Below are 16,545 nucleotides of genomic sequence, written 5' to 3'. Positions count from 1 at the left end.
GTGCAGCTAGTGCGTCGCTACCTCCAGAACGGTCTTTCCTGGCCTTTGAGCCTGTCCCTTGCCGGCGTAGGCGGCACGACCCTCGGAGAGAGGGTAGGTCTGGGCCACGGCGACCTCGACGTCGCCGGCGGCGAGCATGGCACCGAGCCTTTCGAGGCTCTCGGTGCGTGCACTGACCACGAAGAAGCGTGCGTCGACACCGAGGTTCTGTGCGAGGTCGGCGTCGGGGAGCTCCTGAAGCGTGATGACGCGCCCGGCGGGTCGGACCGCCCGATAGAGCCACTCCGGTGTTCCCGCCCCGGCGGCATCGATGGCCGCATCGAAGGTGCCTGCCGCGACTCCGGCAGCCTCTTCGGCCACGAGAACCTCATCCGCGCCGAGCTGCTTGGCGCGCTCGACCGCTGTCGAGGCCCTGACTGTTGCCGTGACAGAAATGCCCATGCCGTGGGCGAACTGGGCCAGGAAGGAGCCCACAGCGCCCGTGCCACCGCGAATGAGCAGTCGCTGCCCGGCCACGAGTCCAAGATGCTCGTCGAGGGCCTCCATTGCCGTGAGCGCCGGGAGCACAGCGGCTGCGGCCACGACATCCGAGACGCTTGCCGGCCTGCGGGCGACGTGGGTGGCCGGCACGAGGGCATACTCAGCGGCGGCGCCATCGCGGTTGAACGGCACGAGCCCGAAGACCTCGTCACCGATCGAGAGGCCTTCAACGTCAGACCCCACCGCGGAAACTGCTCCGGCAAATTCGTGCGAGGGGATGATGGGAGTCCGGTCAACGCCGTCCCGCTCCCAGGTCTCCGGCCAGGTCAGCTCATCGAAGGTAATGGCCGCGGCCTTGACCCGGACGCAGACCTCGGAGCCGCTGGGGGCGGGCGGCTTGGGCGCGTCTTCGTAGACCAACTGCTCGGCCCCGCCACGAGCATGGGCGCGCAGTGCCTTCATCTGTCGAGGCAGGCGGTTCGGGGTTTCGGTGATGTTCATGGAGTCTTCTTTCGGTGTGTCTCGGTGCGCGTGCCGCGCCCTGTCAACCATCCGTCACACCGCCCGCACGGTGCCGCCTCGGCATGGACGTGAACCACCCATTTCTGGACATGGCACGGGCTGCCGCAGTCAGGGCGAGGAGCGCGACGAAGGCCAGATAGCAGTCTGCCGTTGCCCTCAGCCCCCAGAATGGTTCCGCGATGCCCGCGAGCAAGGACGGCAGGCTCAGCGATGTGTAGCTGATCAGATAGACGATGGCGAACGTTGCAGACCGATTCTCGGCGTTGGTCGCGGCTCCGACTGCGCGAAGATTGCCGCTGAAGGTCAGGCCCACGCGAGTGCCCCGAGGCCCATGAGGACACTGCCGAGCAACGTGACCGTGGCGAGGCGCAGACGGCCTGCCCACAGCCCGCCCGCGGTCACCGCGAGGTAGAGGCATGTGATGGAAAGGCCTCCGATGGCAGGGATTTCAACGTGGACAACCGCTCGGACGAGCGAAGGGACAAGGGCGAGGAAGAGCCCCGTGGCTGCCCAGCCCGCGACCGTCGTGGGAACCGTAGCCAGGAAAGTGCTGCGCGCCGCGGGATCGATGCCGATTCGGGGTCGCAGCGCCGCCCAGCCGAAGGGAAGCGGGGTGCTCACCTCAGGAAGGAAGAGCATTGCGGCGGCCAGGCAGACGAACAGTGCTGCTAGCAGAGGGAAGGCGTAGCGGTCGGGACGGCTTGAGCTTTCGAGCAGCAGGCCCATGCCCCCTGCACCGAGAGCCATCCCGGCGCTGGTGGCGATCGCTGTCACCCTCGCGCCAGCGTGAGCGCGGACGGCGGGCAGCATGTCCAGGAGGCCGGCGGCGAGACCGCTCATCGCTGTCCCGCTTGCCACGCCCTGGACGAATCTGGCGATCAGCAACGCGCCGAGGCCGTCGGCGGCCCAGAAGATCGCCATGCTGAGGGCGGCCAGGAGCAGCGCCGAGAAAAGAACCCGGCGGCGTCCGAGCCTGTCGCTGAGGGACCTCATGGTGAGAAGCGCCCCGAGCAGGCCGGCAGCGTAGACCACGAAGACCACCGTCAGCATCGCCATCGAGAAGTCCCAGCGTTCCCGATACAGCGGGTAGAGGGGGGGGGAGGGTGCGCTAGCGGATGCCATGAGGCTGCCAGTCGCGGCAGTCAGCACGGCGAATGCGGCCCGTCTGCCGAGCGTCCTCCGGCCTGCGGGCACTTCGACGGGAGGCCTCGTCCTTGTCTGGTTCGTCTCCCCCACCTCAGGCCGACCAAGGAGAGTTGAGGATTCGCTCGACCATGCTTCCGCGGCGGAAGTCCGGCACGAAGTGCTCCAGCACGTCGGCGTTGACCGTGCCGTACGTGGTGTGGGGCCGGTCCTTGAGTCCCTCGCGGAAGGCATCGAGGAAGCCTTTCTTGAAGTCCCCGCGCGGGTGGACGGCCGTGATCTCCTCCACCGCATCCGGGGACAGATCGTCCAGACCGATTCCGATCACGTCGGTGAGCACGCCGAGATTGGTGGCCGCGATCTCGGGGCCCATGCGCCCGGGGACTTCTGGGGTGGTGGGGGGGGCGGGGGGGGGCCCAGCCCCCGGCCCGGGCGGGGGCGGGGAGACGGCGCACGGGGGGCCCAGGCCCCGGGGGCCTTCGGGGGTGGTGTGGCGGGCGTGGGCGCCCCACACCACGTCAGCGGACTGGGCGGAGAAGCCTCGCTCGAGAAGGAAGCGGCGGGCGTGGTCGGCGCCGTCGAGCTCGAAGCGCTGAGCCGCTGTGGAGAACGGAGTCAGCAGCCCGGCGTCGTGGAACATCGCCGCCAGGTACAGCAGCTCTGGATCGGGTTCCAGGCCGAGCCGGCGCGCTTGGAGCGAGCCCAGGAGGAAGACGCGCCGGGAATGGTGAAAGAGCAGGGGGTTAGTCATTTCCGCGACGAGGCGCGTGGCCTCGGTGGTCGCCTCGGTGTCGGGAAGCTCGACTCCTGCGATGATGTCGTTCATGGCAGCTCCGCTTTCTGTTCAGGGTGTCTGGAAGGACGGACCGTCCGACTTCCACACTGGTCCGGGGCCGGGCCTGCGCGCCGCGCGAGAGCGGCCATGAAGTACCCGATTCCGGACATGCGCGAGCGGGCGGCGACGCCCCGCGAGCATCGAGTGGTGATCCTGGTCTTCGACGGGGTCAAGCTGCTGGACGTGGCAGGTCCGGCCGACGTGTTCTCGGAGGCAAACCGCCTCGGGGCCGGCTACGGCGTCGAACTGGTCTCCCCGACCGGAGCCGACGTGACCACCTCGATCGGCATCAGGCTCTCCGTTGGCCTCGCTCCCGGTGATGTGACGGCCGCCGACACGCTCCTCGTGACCGGTGGCGACATCTATCCACGCCTGAGCGTCGCTCGGGAACTCTCCGATGCTGCAGGCGAGCTGGCCGCGCGCTCAACCCGAGTGGCCTCGATCTGCACCGGCGCCTTCATCCATCCTCGCTGCCGCTGGCCAGCTGCACGGCAAACGGGCGACCACGCACTGGAAGGTCGCCGACAAGCTCGCCGCACGCTATCCCGACATCGCTGTCGAGGCCGACGCCATCTACACCCGCGACGGCACGACCTACACCTCCGCAGGAGTCAGCGCAGGCATCGACCTTGCCCTCGCTCTCGTGGAGGAGGACCACGACGCCGAGCTCGCCCGTCATGTGGCCCGGGCGCTGGTCGTCTACCTGCAACGCGCAGGGGGCCAATCGCAGTTCTCAGCGCCTCTTGCCGTGGCACCGCCGCGGACCCCCGCGCTGCGGCGCATCCTGGACATCGTCACCGCCGACCCGACCGGGGACCATTCGCTGGCACAGCTCGCCCGCCACCTGAACCTGAGCCCCCGCCATCTCACCCGGCTCTTCAGAGACGAGCTGGCGACAACGCCCGCCCGCTACGTCGAATCGATCCGGTTCGACATCGCCAAATCGCTGCTCACCCAAGGCCATACAGCGACCACTGCAGCCGTCCAAGCCGGATTTCCCAGCTACGAGAGCCTTTCGGAGAGTCTTCGCCCGCGAGCTCAAGATGTCCCCCGCGGCCTACCAGCGCAGGTTCCGGAGCGCCCTCGGCCAGGCTATGGCAGAGGACCTCCCTGAATGACTCCGGACCCGTTGGCACCTCCCCGTCGACGAGCACAGGCCCACCTACCGCGAGTTCGTCGGCATCGCCGCAGCCGCCTTCGGCCGCGAGCCGAGCTATCGGGCAGTGCCCGAGTGCGCACTGCGCGCGGCGGGAATCCTCTCTGCGCCGGCCCGCGAGATCCGCGAGCTGCTGCCCCGGTACCGCCACGACAACGTCTTTGACTCCACCAAGTTCACGGCCCTGTTCCCAGACTTCCACGTGACCAGCTACCGCGAGGGCCTCGACGCCATCGCCCGCGAGATGCCCCACGCCGAGCCCGCCTGAGGCGTCGACCTGGGCCAGACCCCCGTGCCGCCCGTCCACCGTGCAAGGCGTTCCCTTCAGCATTCCCGGAGGGCTCGGCCCAGCCCGAGGTGCGGATACCCCGCACGATGAAATGCCCTTTGAACGTACGACAGCGGCAACATCCAAGTCACGGACACGGAGCCGCCAGTGGTTCTGGGTCCAGCTGCCATCCTGGCCCTCGTTCTGGTTGACATGACCAGCTGTGGCTGGCGGCGCGCGAGCCGTGCAGAAGATCTCTTCGCCGCCCCGTGCTCCGGCCAAGGACTGAGGGCCGCACCAGAGGGACTACTGGTCTGGACAGGAGTCTGCGTGTTTATTAGCATCCTTTACTGCCAAAACCGTTGTCGGCCTTGCCTGGCCGGGAGAGGAGGAGCACGTCAGAAACGACCGACACCAAGCACCAAGTGTCCAATCCGTCGAAAGCCCCTCTCGCGAGGGGCTTTCCCTTTCCTGACGGTAGGGCTCTCGATGCGGCCAAGATCCGGAGCCTTGGGACGTGTCCTGCCACCGATCAAGGCGGAAGACAGAGCGTCGAGAAACGATCGTTCGCGAAGACCTCAGGACGCACCACGCCTCTGCACGAGGTGAGCGCCGACTACACCTCGGTCGACGCCGATTCCGGCTTCGGTCAGGGCGGCGGCAACCACGGGCACGGCGGGACCGCTCCGTCGAGCACGCCCAGCGGCACCACTGCCCTCTAGGCGTGGTCGGGGCGATCTGTCCGTGGAACTGGCCCATGATGATCACCGTCTGACAACTGGGCCCTGCCCTGCGGATGGGCAACGCCGTCATGGTCAAGCCCAGCGAGTACACGCCGCTGAGCGTTCTACCCCCGCATCCCCTTCGGCGGAGCCCAAGCAGTCCGCTACGGCCTCGAATCCGGCACCGAGGGGCTGAATCACCTCGGCAGCCCCAGATCATCAACAGCTGAGCCGCCCACAGACAGAGCGATGTTCCCCGCGTTCGTGTGCTGAGAATGAACGAACCCGGGGAACCAGCCGTTTTCTGTAGCGGCGATCTGCCAACGGCCGGGAAGCTCGGCAAGCGAAGGATGAATCGCCTGGGTTCGGTGCCGCCCTTTGGTCCGGCCGCTCACGCCCAGATCTAGTAGGCGGGGTCGTCGACACGCACGTAGCGTCGCTGGTGGATGCCGACCAGCTTGATCCAGAAGCCGGAGCCGTCCGGCATGACGGCTTCAACCTCCTCGGCCTTGCACCGGCCTGCCGGCGCGTCGGATCTCGATCTGGTCTCCCCTGCGTGGAGTCCACGGGGGAAGGCGCGGCGTGAGGAGCTTCTCCCCTGCCCCACCGGTCATGTCCGGCTCCTAGAGCCTCGGCGTGAGTTCCTCTCTGACCTTCTTGCGTTCGAAAATGATGCCGAGGATGAAGAAGACCGGCACGACGGCGAGGAGGACGATTGCGGTGGTCTCGTCGCCGCCGATGAGCTGGTTGAAGTTGGCCACGACCTGGCTGAGCAGTCCGATCAGGAGCACTGTGGAGACGGCGGGCGAGACGAGGGTTTTCCAGATGCTCCCGTCGCTGCGGTTGCGGCGGAAGAAGACGACGACGGCGACCGAGGTGAGCACATAGACGACCAGGAGTGACGCGACGGAGAGGCCCGAGAACCAGGAGAAGAGGGTCAGGACCGGGTCGAGTCCGAAGATCGCGAACGGCACGATGAGCACCACAGTCAGGGCCGTCTGCGCGATCGCGGCCCGGGATGGGGCTAGATGCCGGTTGGTCCGGGCGAGCACTGCAGGGAGGGAGCGGTGCAGGGCGAGGGAGTGGAAGTAGCGGTTCACGCTGTTGTGCAGGGCCATGACGCCTGCGAGCAGCGAGGTCAGCAGCAGCACCTGGGCGGTGACCCCGGCCCAGGGCCCGAGGGTCTCCACGAGGGCGCCGAAGACGAACGAGGTCGTGTCCCCGGACTGAATGGCAGACCCTGCCGCGTCGCCGACCTTGCTCGCCCCGTAGAAGCTGACGATGGTCCAGGAGACGAAGGCGAAGAACCCGGCGATGAGGCAGACAGAGAGGTAGGTGGCGCGGGCGACGGTGCGCTTGGGGTCCTTGGCCTCCTGAGAGTAGATCGCGGTGGACTCGAAGCCGAACATCGAGGCGATGGCGAACATGATGGCCACGCCCGGAGCGCCGGTTATGACGGCGGAGGGGCTGAAGCTTGCGGCAATGTTGAGCCCTTCGGGACCGCCGCCTGTGAAGACGACCTTGAGGGCGAAGGCGAGGAGCACGGATGTCTCGAGGCCGACGAGGACGGCGAGGACCTTCGCGCCAAGTTCGATGTTGCGGGTGCCCATGAAGTGGACGAAGGCCACTGTCGCGAGAGTGGGAATCCACCACGGGACGCTGATTCCCATTGTGCCGAGCAGACCGGAGAACGAGGCTCCGTACAGCCCGTACATGCCGGCCTGAACCGAGACGTAGGTGAGGATGGCCAGCCACGCGGCGGCGCCGCCGAGCCGGCGCCCGAAGGCGGCCTTGACGTAGGCGTAGAACCCGCCGTGGGTGTCGACGCTGCGGCTCATCGCGACGAATCCGACGGCGAAGAGCATGATGACGAGGCCGACGACGAGATAGGCTCCCGGTGCGCCCGCGCCGTTGCCGAGGCCGACGGCGAGGGCGCTCGCGCCGGCGATGCCGGTCAGCGGGGCCTGGGTGGAGAAGACGAAGAAGACGATGCCGAGGACGCCGACAGTCCCGGCTCGCAGGGACGTGGAGTGGGTGGTGCGGGCTGTGGTCTGGGACGATGCCGGGTCGTCGCGGTCGCCAACCCTTGCTTCAATGCTGTTCATGGTGGTCCTCCCTTGAGTATGGCGGGTGTCAATGCCGGATGTGGAGTTGCTCTGCGATGCTGCGGGCGGCGGTGTGGCCGCTTTCGATGGCGCCGTCGATGAACCCGCCCCAGCCGTTGGCGTAGTCGGAGCCGGCGAGGTGGATCCGGCCTTCGGGGCGCTGGAGCTCGGGGAGGGACTCGGAGAGGTAGCCGGTGCGGTGCATGGGCCAGGTCTGGCGGGCGTATTCGTCATGGACCCAGTCGTGGCCGAAGACGTCCAGGACTTCGATGTCCGGGATCCAGCGGCGCAGGATCTCCTGGGCCGCGGCGGCGTCCTCGACGTCGACCGCTGCCGCGTCCGGGCCGAATGCGACGAGTGTGGTGCTCTCGGCGTCGAGGTATTCGGCCTGGACGAAGTTCAGCGGCCATCCCTGTGGTCCCATCGCGATGAAGCGCTCGTGGCGACCCTTGACCTTGATCCAGAGCTTGGCGCCGAGGCCGAGCTGCCCTCGTGCGGCGGCCTCGCGCTTGCCCGCCGAGAGCTCGGGCTCGAACCGGACCGTGTCCAGCACGTGCAGGGGCAGGGTGACCACCATGGCCCTGGCGGCGTATTCGGTGCCGTCGCGGCCGGCGGCGATGATTCCCTCGTCGTTATGGCGCACCTGGGCGACGGGGGTGTTCAGGGTCAGGGCCGCGCCGGAGTCGTCGAGGATGGCCTGGGCCAGGGCCCTCGTGCCGCCCTGGATCTTGTAGGTCGCGCAGGTCTCGAACATGACCGGCCACTCGTGGAACGCCGCAGCTGACCACCGCAGCGCCTGGGTGTAGGCGGCGTCGTCGATGCGGCCGTTGAAGTTCAGGGCCCAGAAGCTGCGCATGACATCGTCCGAGACCGGGTCGAGTTCGAGCTCGTCGATCTTCCCGGCCACGGTCAGCTGGTCCGCTTCCTTGATCGCCGGGTTGCTCAGCGGCTCGTACGGGAGCGGGACGAGCTGCCGCGACGGCGCCAGGAAGTCGCGGTTGGGGCCATCGAGGATCATCATCAGCTCCTCGGGCGAGCCCTCCTGGAGCTGGCCGTCCGCGTGCCAGTAGGCCTTCTCGACCTCAGGCGCAGTGACGACGCCGATGCCGTACCGCGTAAGCTCGGCCCACACGTGGGGCTGGCTCCAGTGGACCCAAGTCCCCCCGAGTTCGAGGCTGCGACCCATCCGCGGCGCGAGCCAGGTACGTCCGGCGATCCGGTCGCGGGCTTCGAGGATCCGCACGCTCAGGCCCTTCCGGCTCAGCTCCCGCGCGGCGACGAGGCCGGCGAAGCCTGCGCCGATGACGAGGACGTCAGAGGTGTTCTGCACGGTGATTCGAACCTCTCAGCTGTAGACGAAGAACTCGGTGGTCGGCTTGACCACGGTCCAGCGGGTCTTGGCGCCCTTGTTGAACGAGGCCATGCTGCCGTCGGTGAGGTCGAAGGTCTCCCCGCCGATGACCTCGATGCGGAGGTGGCCTTCGACGATGTACAGCGTCTCGTCCTCCTCGAAGGCGAGGTCGAACGTCTCGGGGGCCTCTTCGGGGGTGACGGTCCAGATGCCGCCGGAGAGGGCGGGGCGGTCGCCGTCGCCGGGCCTGCGGAGCCACTGGACCTGCCCGACGGCGAACGGCGCGGCAAGCTCTCGGTCAGTACTGGCGTGGAAGATGGGTGCGCTCATGGTCGCTCCTTTGGGAGGGGATGACTTGGGGTGGGCGTTGGGCGCCGGGTGGCGTGCATCACGTGGAAACTACTCTGCGATCGCTTAGTTCGCAGTGTCAAGCTCTGCGGGTGCAGAGTTTTCTTTGAGTTTCCCGCTAGGATTTTGTCCATGACGATCAGCGAGGTCAGGTACGGCACGGGCCGGGAGGCGCTCATCCGGGCCGTAGTGGACGTCGTGGCCGAGGAAGGCCTGGACGGACTGAGCTACCGGAAGGTCGCGCAGCGTGCCGGGGTGAACAACACGCTCATCTCACACCACTTCGGATCCAAGGAGGCACTGCTGGAGGCCGCGACGGTCTGGGCAGTGCAGCGCACCCAGCAGCTGGCGGACCTCACGCTCGCATCGGCCCTCGACCACGACTTCGCAGAGACGCTCACGCGCGTCGTCGGCGAGGAGCCGAACTTGCAGATCTTTCAGTACTACATGATCCTCGCCTCACGGCGGAGCCCGGAGCTGCGCCGGATCGCCGGGAACCTGTACGAGAGCTACATCGGCATGGTCCAGAACGTCCTGGTCCGCTATGGGCACAAGCCCGACAGGGCGGCGGCGCGAGCCGTCTTCGCCGCACTGGACGGGCTCGTCATGCAGCAAGTCACCGTGGCAGAGCGGGACGAGGTCCTCGCCGCCGTCGTGCGGCTGGGCGAGCTGATCGACCGCCGCTGAGGGGACAGTCGCGCGCCCCGAAAAGGTCTTGACTTCGCAACTAAGCGCTCGCATAGTTATGCAAACGCTTAGTGATTCTCAAGGCGGAGGACTCATGGACACCACCCTGCAGCAGACAGATTCCCTGCTCGACGCGATCGCCCCGGCCCCCGGCGAGCCACGCCGCGAGATCCTGGACCCGGCCACGGGAGAGCTGGTCGGGCTCGCCCCGGTGCATGGGCTCGCGGAGCTCGAGGCCGCGGTCGCCGCGGCGAAGGCCGCCCAGCCCGCCTGGGCCGCTGCGGGGCACGAGGCCCGGTCGGCCGCGTTGAACGCCGCGGCCGAGGCGGTGGAGGCCGACGCCGAGGAGCTCGCCCGGATCCTCTCCCGCGAGCAGGGCAAGCCGCTCAACGGACCGAACGCGCGCTTCGAGGTCGGAGCGTGCGCGGCGTGGCTGCGGGCGGCCGCCGCCACGCCCCTGGAGCCTGAGACGCTGGTCGACGACGGCCAGACCCGGGCGGTCCTGCACTACCGGCCCATCGGCCTCGTCGGGGCGATCGGCCCGTGGAACTGGCCGATGATGATCACGGTCTGGCAGATCGCCCCCGCCCTTCGGATGGGCAACGCCGTCGTGGTCAAGCCCAGCGAGTACACCCCGCTCTCGGTCCTGGCCCTGGTGCGGGTCATCAACGGTGCGCTGCCGGAGGGCTTGGTCTCCGTGGTCTCGGGCGATCGCGAGGTCGGCGCCGCGATCACCACCCACCCCGCGATCGGGAAGGTCATGTTCACCGGTTCCACAGCGACCGGCAAGGCCATCATCCGCTCCTCCGCCGACACGGTGAAGCGCCTGACCCTCGAGCTCGGCGGCAACGACGCCGGCATCGTCCTGCCCGACGCCGACCCCCAGGCCATCGCCGAGGGCCTGTTCTGGGGCGCGTTCATCAACACCGGCCAGACCTGCGCCGCCCTCAAGCGCCTCTACGTCCACGCCGACATCTACGAGTCGGTGTGCGAGGCCCTCAGCGAGTACGCCGCCCAGGTGCCCATGGGAGTGGGCCTGGAGGAGCAGAACGTGCTCGGCCCGCTGCAGAACAAGGCGCAGTACGAGATCGTCGCCGGTTTGGTCGAGGCCGCCAAGGCCTCCGGCGCGCGCGTCCTCCTGGGCGGCAACCCCGACGAGACCCAGCCCGGGTTCTTCTACCCCACCACCCTCGTCGCGGACATCGACAACGAGAACCCCCTCGTCGCCCAGGAGCAGTTCGGCCCCGCCCTGCCGATCATCAAGTACTCCACCGTCGACGAGGCCGTTCAGATGGCCAACGCCCTCGAGGTCGGCCTCGGCGCCTCGGTATGGTCCGCCGATGCCGAGAAGGCCCGCGAGGTCGCCGCCCGGATCGAGGCCGGCACCGTGTGGATCAACGCCCACGGCGCCGTCGACCCCCGCGTCCCCTTCGGCGGCGCCAAGCAGTCCGGCTACGGCCTCGAATTCGGCGCCGAAGGACTGAAACACCTCGGCCAGCCCCAGATCATCAACGGCTGAGCCGCAGCCGAAGCAGAGAGCAGACCCGGGCGAGTCGCAAAATCCTTCTACGCGCCCCCGGTACCCGCGCAATTTCCTGACATTTGTTCTTTGGCTAAATGCCGCCTTCCCACCGATAGGAATTGAAGGGCGAGGCGGTTGAGCGCGCTGGAAATGACGCGCCATTTCAGTGGCAACGAGTGCTGTTACAACGAGGTCCAGGCAAAATCGCGCAACGGAACGCCGGACGACCGGCGGTGAGCCAGCAAATCTGCCAGCCCACCGCCGTCGTCCTTCACACTCGAGGTCCCACAGTGATCCGAGCCAGAAGGCCTCGACCGTGCACGGTAGGGGGCGGAGAACCACTCAGGACAGTGTCGAAGGGCGCGAGCCCAAAGCCGCCGACGCTGAGGTCGCCGCCCAGGGCGACAGCAACATCTTCGGTCGCCAACGAAGTCCGCCCATCCAGCCGCCCGACTTCAACGTGTGCCCGAACGGCTACGGGGTCGAAGATCACATTGAGCGCTCGGGCTGGACCGGAGCCATGGAGCGAAGCAGCGGCTGGGGCGGCGCCGTCGAAGGCCAGCGGCTCATGGCGACGTGCCCTATGAGCCTTGTTGCCGATCCTGAGATCGAGTTCTGCGCCATCGACCACGGTGAGAATACGGTGCATCCCAGGGAAGGCAGAAAAGGGCCCAGGGCGTGCAACCGTTGCGAGACTGATTCGCCATCTCCAGCCCCCATCCGGGTCTCCTCCTGTTTCGGAGGCTATCTCGACGGTTTCGCCTCCTCCATTGCGCCAGAACGCAGCATGGAGAGTGGAGAACCGGATGATCACGCCGTTCACCTGAGGGTGGGGGCGCCCAGTTCCACGGGCTCTTCGTCTACCAGGTAGGCCTCCTCCGCGTGGGCGGCAAGGTCGATCCCGCGAAGCTCGCCGGCCGGGTCGATCCGGAGGCCTACGGTGCGCTTGACGACGACTGCGATCACCCACGTGAGGGCGAAGGAATACACGAGCACGGCGGCGACGGCGAGGGCCTGGACGCCGAGCAGCTGGAGTCCGCCGCCGTAGAAGAGCCCGCTGACCTTGTTGGGGGCGGAGTCGGTGGCGAACAGCCCGATCAGGAGCGTGCCGATGATGCCGCCGACGAGGTGGACGCCGACGACGTCGAGCGAGTCGTCGAAGCCCAGCCGGTACTTCCATTCGATGGCGAGCGAGCAGACGGCTCCAGCGATGGCGCCGATCGCGATGGCACCGACGGGGTTGACGGCGCCGCACGCAGGAGTGATGGCAACGAGGCCTGCGACGAGCCCCGAGGCGGCGCCGATGCTGCTGGAGCTGCCGAGCCGGATCCGCTCGAGGGCGATCCAGCCGAGGAGGCCGGCGGCGCCGGCGATGGCGGTGTTGAGGAAGACGACGGCGGCGCTGTTGCCGGCCGTGAGAGCGGAGCCGGCGTTGAACCCGAACCAGCCGGCCCACAGGAGGCCAGCCCCGACCAGGACGAGCGGACGGCTGTGGGGCCGAACATGCTCGCTCTTCGGCCAGCCGGCGCTGCGGCCGAGGACCAGGGAGAGGGCGAGGGCCGCGACGCCGGAGTTGATGTGCACGGCGGTCCCGCCGGCGAAGTCGACGGCCTTGATGCCGTTGAGGATCCAGCCCCCGACGACGCTGCCATCCGCCGAGCTCGCGGCGAAGACCCAGTGGGCGACCGGGAGGTAGACGACAGTCGACCAGATCCCGGCGAAAAGCATCCACGCGCCGAACTTCATGCGGCCCGCCGCCGCCCCGGCGATGATCGCCGTCGTGATTCCGGCGAAGAAGAGCTGGAAGGCCGCGAAGACCGCGGGCGGTATGGGAGCCTTCGGATCCTCGGGCAGGACCTGGCCGAGACCGAGGTATTGCGTGACGTCTCCAATGAGCCCGAGGCCGCCGACCGAGCTCCCGAAGACGGCCGAGTAGCCGAACAGTGCCCAGAGGACGGCGACGACGCTCACGCCGCCGAAGCACATCAGCATCATATTCAGGATGCGCCGGGAGCCGACCATGCCCCCGTAGAAGAGAGCGAGCGCTGGGATGAGCATGCAGACCAGGGCCGAGGCGGCCAGAATCCACGCGGTGTGTCCGGTGTCCATGGGACTCCTATCCGGGAAAGGTTGGAATGGGATGAAACAAAGATGACCCACGTTCAACCCGCACGGGTTTCCGGCCCGTTAAATTCCCCTCCCCCGCCAGATGGCCGACCTGCAGAGAGGTTGCGGCAACGCAGCATTTACATTCCCTGCACGCGGTCGAAACGAACTGTATGCGTAACTGGATTCAACATAGTTTCCTACCAGGGAACGAATGAGAACGAATGAGCAGATTGGATCCTCGATGACAGCCCTCGCCTCAGATCCCCCCGCTCTCGACCTTCAGGCGGCCCAGAGCCCGCTCGCCGAGTTGGCGGAGGCCCACGGCACGAAGTTCATCCTCGCCACCTTTGTCGACATGAACGGCAAGCCCTGCGCCAAGCTTGTCCCAGTCTCTGCACTGGCCGAACTCGAGGCCGGCAAGCTCGGCTTCGCAGGCTACGCCGCCGGGCTCGTCGGCCAGAAGCCCCAGGACGGGGACCTCTGCGCGATTCCGGACGCCTCGAGCTTCACACCTCTGGACGCGGTCCGATCCGGTCTGGCGCTCGTGCACTGCGATCCGTACGTCGACGGCAAGCCCTGGCCCTACGCCCCGCGCGTCATCCTCAAGAATGCCCTCGCCCGTCTCGCGGAAAAGGGGATGACGGCGAAGGCTGGCGCGGAGGTGGAGTACTTCCTCGTCACGAAGGGCGACGACGGCTCACTCGCCCCGGCAGATTCGAAGGACGATGGAGCGCACCCGTGCTACGACGCCCGAGGCGTCACCCGCATGTACGAGCACCTCACCGAGGTCTCCGAGACCATGAACGCCCTCGGGTGGGGCAACTATGCGAACGACCACGAGGACGGCGCGGGACAGTTCGAGCAGAACTTCGACTACGACGACGCGCTCGTGACCGCCGACCGCGTGGTCACCCTGCGCTACCTGCTCAACGTCCTCGCGGAACAGCGGGGCATGGTGGCCACGTTCATGCCCAAGCCGTTCACGAACCGCACAGGAAACGGACTCCACTTCCACCTCTCGCTCTGGAACGAGAGCGGTGAGGAGCTCTTCCCGGCGGACTGGGACGATCGCCATGGGCTCGGCTTCTCCGAGACGGCCTACGCGTTCGTGGCGGGGATCCTCGACCATGCCCCCGCCCTCCAGGTGTTCCTCGCCCCCACGGTCAATTCGTACAAGCGCACGGGCGCCACAGCGACCGAGTCCGGGGCGACCTGGTCGACGAACAAGGCCTCCTACGGCGGCAACGACAGGACCCACATGATCAGGGTCCCCGACCCGCACCGCATCGAGCTGCGCTCCGGCGACGGCTCGGCGAACCCCTATCTCGCGATCGCCGCCGCGGTCACCGCGGGCCTGGACGGCATGGACCGCGGGCTCGACCCCGGTGCCCCCTGCGCCCCGGGCGAGCGTGGGCTCGACGCCAAGGCACTCCCGCCCACGCTGCTCCACGCGGTCCAGGAACTCCGCCAGGACCCGGTCATGCTCACCGCGCTCAGCGGCTCGGCCGAGGTCGGCAGCTACTACGCGGCCGCCAAAGAGGCCGAGTTCCTCGAATGGCACAGCCACGTCACGTCCTGGGAAGTCAGCCGCTACCTCACCGCTGTTTGATCGCCTGCCACGGCCACCGAAAGAAGAGGAATCACTATGTGCGGAATTGCCGCCCTGCAGCTGCGCAACCCAGAACTGCGCTCAAGCATGGGTTCCCTGCTCACCACCATGCTCTGCGAGATCGTCGACCGGGGACCCGACTCCGCAGGCCTCGCCGTCTACGACAACCCCGCCCTCACCGCAGAGGGCCTCTCCACCCTGAGCCTCCTCGGAGGCGACCTCGGGATCCGCGCGGACGACGTCGACGCCCTCCTGGGCGAACTCCTCCCCGAGAGCGGCGGTACAGAGATCAAGGTGGTCGGCGACACGACGTTCATCTCGGCCGAAGTCCCAGCCGAGGACCTCGCGAAGATGATCGCCAAGGCCTACCCCGAGGTCGTCGTCGCCGGTCGCGGCGAGCGCGTGGCGGTGATGAAGAGTGTCGGACACCCGGTCGAGGTTGCCGAGCGGCACGGTGTCAAGGCGATGCGCGGCACGCAGGCCGTGACCCACACGCGCATGGCCACCGAGTCAGCAGTCACAGCTGGCGGCTCGCACCCGTTCTCCGTCGCCGACGACCTGTGTCTCGTCCACAACGGCTCGTTCTCGAACCATGCCTCCGTCCGCCGCGAGCTGCAGCGCCTCGGCGTCCACTTCGACTCCGAGAACGACACCGAGGTCGGCGCCCGCTACGTGGCACACCGCCTCGAGCAGGGCGACGACCTAGAGACCGCACTCGTGAACCTCGGAGAAACCCTCGATGGGTTCTACACACTCGTCGTGACCACCGCGGACAGCATGGCTGTGGTCCGTGACCCCATCGCGTGCAAGCCGGCCATCATCGCCGAGACCGAGGACTGGGTCGCCATGGCCTCGGAGTTCCGCGCCCTGGCCGAGCTGCCGGGCATCGAGAACGCCCGCATCTTCGAGCCTGAGCCCGGCAAGGTCTACACCTGGTCGCTCTGAACACCCCACGTCCCAAAGGAACTCCCATGACAACAACTCTCGAGAGCCGCGAATCCCAGCGGACCGCTCCCCGGGCCTTCGACCTCAAGCTCGGCGGCGTCCGCGAGCTCAACAGGACCCTCCACCACGCCGCGGACGGCGACGCTTTCGCCGTCGACCATCCCGGCGGGAAGCACAGCATCGCCGTCGGCGTGAACTCCGAAGTCGAGATCGAAATCAACGGCCACGTCGGCTACTACGCGGCCGGAATGAACCAGGGCGGGCGCATCACCGTCAACGGCAACGCCGGGGTCGGCGTCGCCGAGAACATGATGTCGGGCACGGTGCACGTCACCGGCGACGCCTCGCAGTCCGCAGGCGCCACGGCGCACGGCGGGCTGCTCGTCATCGACGGGAATGCCTCCGCCCGCTGCGGCATCTCGATGAAGGGCATCGACATCGTCGTCGGCGGGAACATCGGGCACATGTCGGCCTTCATGGCCCAAGCCGGGCGGCTCGTGGTCTGCGGCGACGCCGGAGAGGCCCTCGGCGATTCCATCTACGAGGCCCGCCTATACGTCAGGGGCAAGGTCGCCTCCCTCGGCGCCGACTGCGTCGTCAAGGAGATGCGCGAGGAGCACCTGGCCGAACTCGGCGAACTCCTGCGGGCCGCCGGCCGCGACGACGACCCAGTCGACTTCACCCGCTATGGCTCCGCCCGCACCCTCTACAACTTCCACGTCGACAACTCCAGCGCCTACTAG

16 protein-coding genes and 2 pseudogenes are annotated in these 16,545 nt (G+C 67.8%); 9 read left to right on the top strand and 9 right to left on the bottom strand.

Translation table 11 applies throughout. The annotated features are described in order from the left end of the window. Positions 1–6: 6 nt before the first annotated feature. The 4 genes from E5679_RS02155 to E5679_RS02140 all read right to left on the bottom strand — a co-directional run bounded on the left by E5679_RS02155 (position 7) and on the right by E5679_RS02140 (position 2,971). Positions 7–981: an NADP-dependent oxidoreductase gene (locus E5679_RS02155; protein ID WP_212746893.1), complete on the bottom strand. Its 975-nt coding sequence runs from the start codon at positions 979–981 to the stop codon at positions 7–9. A 43-nt stretch (positions 982–1,024) separates the two neighbouring features. Beyond that, entirely contained in the window at positions 1,025–1,315 is a 291-nt protein-coding gene (locus E5679_RS02150; protein WP_138413422.1) for a hypothetical protein, read from the bottom strand. Beyond that, complete coding sequence (locus E5679_RS02145) at positions 1,306–2,124, bottom strand: MFS transporter (RefSeq protein WP_138413421.1); 819 nt, start codon at positions 2,122–2,124, stop codon at positions 1,306–1,308. The genes E5679_RS02150 and E5679_RS02145 overlap by 10 nt, the downstream gene beginning before the upstream one ends. Before the next feature lie 115 nt (positions 2,125–2,239). Further along, the gene (locus E5679_RS02140; protein ID WP_138413420.1) at positions 2,240–2,971 is read right to left on the bottom strand and encodes an HD domain-containing protein; all 732 of its coding nucleotides are present in this window, start codon (positions 2,969–2,971) and stop codon (positions 2,240–2,242) included. Between E5679_RS02140 and E5679_RS21505 the strand changes: the two are divergent. The 4 genes and pseudogenes from E5679_RS21505 to E5679_RS02125 all read left to right on the top strand — a co-directional run. After that, a pseudogene (locus E5679_RS21505) lies at positions 2,870–3,379 on the top strand (DJ-1/PfpI family protein); the annotation flags it as partial. The gene E5679_RS02140 and the pseudogene E5679_RS21505 sit on opposite strands and share 102 nt — an antisense overlap. 1 nt (position 3,380) lies before the next feature. Beyond that, positions 3,381–4,094: a GlxA family transcriptional regulator gene (locus E5679_RS02135; RefSeq protein WP_249335905.1), complete on the top strand. Its 714-nt coding sequence runs from the start codon at positions 3,381–3,383 to the stop codon at positions 4,092–4,094. Between the two features lie 109 nt (positions 4,095–4,203). Beyond that, positions 4,204–4,404, top strand: a complete 201-nt coding sequence (locus E5679_RS02130; RefSeq protein ID WP_138413419.1) for a hypothetical protein — start codon at positions 4,204–4,206, stop codon at positions 4,402–4,404. Positions 4,405–5,116: 712 nt separating this feature from the next. Then, positions 5,117–5,254 (top strand): annotated as a pseudogene (locus E5679_RS02125) (aldehyde dehydrogenase family protein); the annotation flags it as partial. A 495-nt stretch (positions 5,255–5,749) separates the two neighbouring features. Here E5679_RS02125 and E5679_RS02120 read toward each other — a convergent pair. The 3 genes from E5679_RS02120 to E5679_RS02110 are packed head-to-tail and all read right to left on the bottom strand — an operon-like array spanning position 5,750 to position 8,912. Then, the gene (locus E5679_RS02120; protein ID WP_138413418.1) at positions 5,750–7,231 is read right to left on the bottom strand and encodes an APC family permease; all 1,482 of its coding nucleotides are present in this window, start codon (positions 7,229–7,231) and stop codon (positions 5,750–5,752) included. Between the two features lie 28 nt (positions 7,232–7,259). Then, positions 7,260–8,561 (bottom strand): flavin monoamine oxidase family protein, encoded by a 1,302-nt coding sequence (locus E5679_RS02115; protein WP_138413417.1) that lies wholly within the window; start codon positions 8,559–8,561, stop codon positions 7,260–7,262. A gap of 15 nt (positions 8,562–8,576) precedes the next feature. Continuing rightward, positions 8,577–8,912, bottom strand: coding sequence for a cupin domain-containing protein (locus E5679_RS02110; RefSeq protein ID WP_138413416.1), 336 nt, complete (start codon positions 8,910–8,912; stop codon positions 8,577–8,579). Positions 8,913–9,062: 150 nt separating this feature from the next. Between E5679_RS02110 and E5679_RS02105 the strand changes: the two genes are divergently transcribed. Together E5679_RS02105 and E5679_RS02100 are read left to right on the top strand one after the other, a co-directional pair. Next, entirely contained in the window at positions 9,063–9,617 is a 555-nt protein-coding gene (locus tag E5679_RS02105) for a TetR/AcrR family transcriptional regulator (protein ID WP_138413415.1), read from the top strand. 94 nt (positions 9,618–9,711) lie between these two features. Further along, the gene (locus E5679_RS02100) at positions 9,712–11,136 is read left to right on the top strand and encodes an aldehyde dehydrogenase family protein (RefSeq protein WP_420821028.1); all 1,425 of its coding nucleotides are present in this window, start codon (positions 9,712–9,714) and stop codon (positions 11,134–11,136) included. Positions 11,137–11,410: 274 nt separating this feature from the next. On the opposite strand, the gene E5679_RS21540 is transcribed toward E5679_RS02100, so the two are convergent. Beyond that, positions 11,411–11,953 (bottom strand): HutD/Ves family protein, encoded by a 543-nt coding sequence (locus tag E5679_RS21540; RefSeq protein WP_171042209.1) that lies wholly within the window; start codon positions 11,951–11,953, stop codon positions 11,411–11,413. A gap of 5 nt (positions 11,954–11,958) precedes the next feature. After that, positions 11,959–13,248 carry an ammonium transporter gene (locus tag E5679_RS02090; RefSeq protein WP_138413413.1) on the bottom strand — a complete coding sequence of 430 codons (1,290 nt, stop codon included), beginning with the start codon at positions 13,246–13,248 and terminating at the stop codon, positions 11,959–11,961. A 241-nt stretch (positions 13,249–13,489) separates the two neighbouring features. On the opposite strand from E5679_RS02090, the gene glnT reads away from it, so the two are divergent. The 3 genes from glnT to E5679_RS02075 are packed head-to-tail and all read left to right on the top strand — an operon-like array spanning position 13,490 to position 16,545. Continuing rightward, the gene (gene glnT / locus E5679_RS02085; RefSeq protein WP_138413412.1) at positions 13,490–14,857 is read left to right on the top strand and encodes a type III glutamate--ammonia ligase; all 1,368 of its coding nucleotides are present in this window, start codon (positions 13,490–13,492) and stop codon (positions 14,855–14,857) included. 36 nt (positions 14,858–14,893) lie between these two features. Then, positions 14,894–15,802, top strand: a complete 909-nt coding sequence (locus E5679_RS02080) for a class II glutamine amidotransferase domain-containing protein (RefSeq protein ID WP_138413411.1) — start codon at positions 14,894–14,896, stop codon at positions 15,800–15,802. A gap of 26 nt (positions 15,803–15,828) precedes the next feature. Next, entirely contained in the window at positions 15,829–16,545 is a 717-nt protein-coding gene (locus E5679_RS02075) for a GltB/FmdC/FwdC-like GXGXG domain-containing protein (RefSeq protein WP_138413410.1), read from the top strand.

Origin of the sequence: Sinomonas gamaensis, from assembly GCF_005876955.1 — a bacterium.
Classification (GTDB): Bacteria; Actinomycetota; Actinomycetes; order Actinomycetales; family Micrococcaceae; genus Sinomonas; species Sinomonas gamaensis.
Note: the sequence above shows the minus strand (reverse complement) of the source record. Positions and strands in the feature narration are given on the sequence as shown.

Bases quoted from the DNA above. Each gene is read 5' to 3' on its own strand.
- glnT (WP_138413412.1), top strand. From the start codon at position 13,490: ATGACAGCCCTCGCCTCAGATCCCCCCGCTCTCGACCTTCAGGCGGCC.
- E5679_RS02110 (WP_138413416.1), bottom strand. From the start codon at position 8,912: ATGAGCGCACCCATCTTCCACGCCAGTACTGACCGAGAGCTTGCCGCG.
- E5679_RS02090 (WP_138413413.1), bottom strand. From the start codon at position 13,248: ATGGACACCGGACACACCGCGTGGATTCTGGCCGCCTCGGCCCTGGTC.
- E5679_RS02120 (WP_138413418.1), bottom strand. From the start codon at position 7,231: ATGAACAGCATTGAAGCAAGGGTTGGCGACCGCGACGACCCGGCATCG.
- E5679_RS02140 (WP_138413420.1), bottom strand. From the start codon at position 2,971: ATGAACGACATCATCGCAGGAGTCGAGCTTCCCGACACCGAGGCGACC.
- E5679_RS02155 (WP_212746893.1), bottom strand. From the start codon at position 981: ATGAACATCACCGAAACCCCGAACCGCCTGCCTCGACAGATGAAGGCA.
- E5679_RS02075 (WP_138413410.1), top strand. From the start codon at position 15,829: ATGACAACAACTCTCGAGAGCCGCGAATCCCAGCGGACCGCTCCCCGG.
- E5679_RS02105 (WP_138413415.1), top strand. From the start codon at position 9,063: ATGACGATCAGCGAGGTCAGGTACGGCACGGGCCGGGAGGCGCTCATC.
- E5679_RS02080 (WP_138413411.1), top strand. From the start codon at position 14,894: ATGTGCGGAATTGCCGCCCTGCAGCTGCGCAACCCAGAACTGCGCTCA.
- E5679_RS02145 (WP_138413421.1), bottom strand. From the start codon at position 2,124: ATGGCATCCGCTAGCGCACCCTCCCCCCCCCTCTACCCGCTGTATCGG.
- E5679_RS02100 (WP_420821028.1), top strand. From the start codon at position 9,712: ATGGACACCACCCTGCAGCAGACAGATTCCCTGCTCGACGCGATCGCC.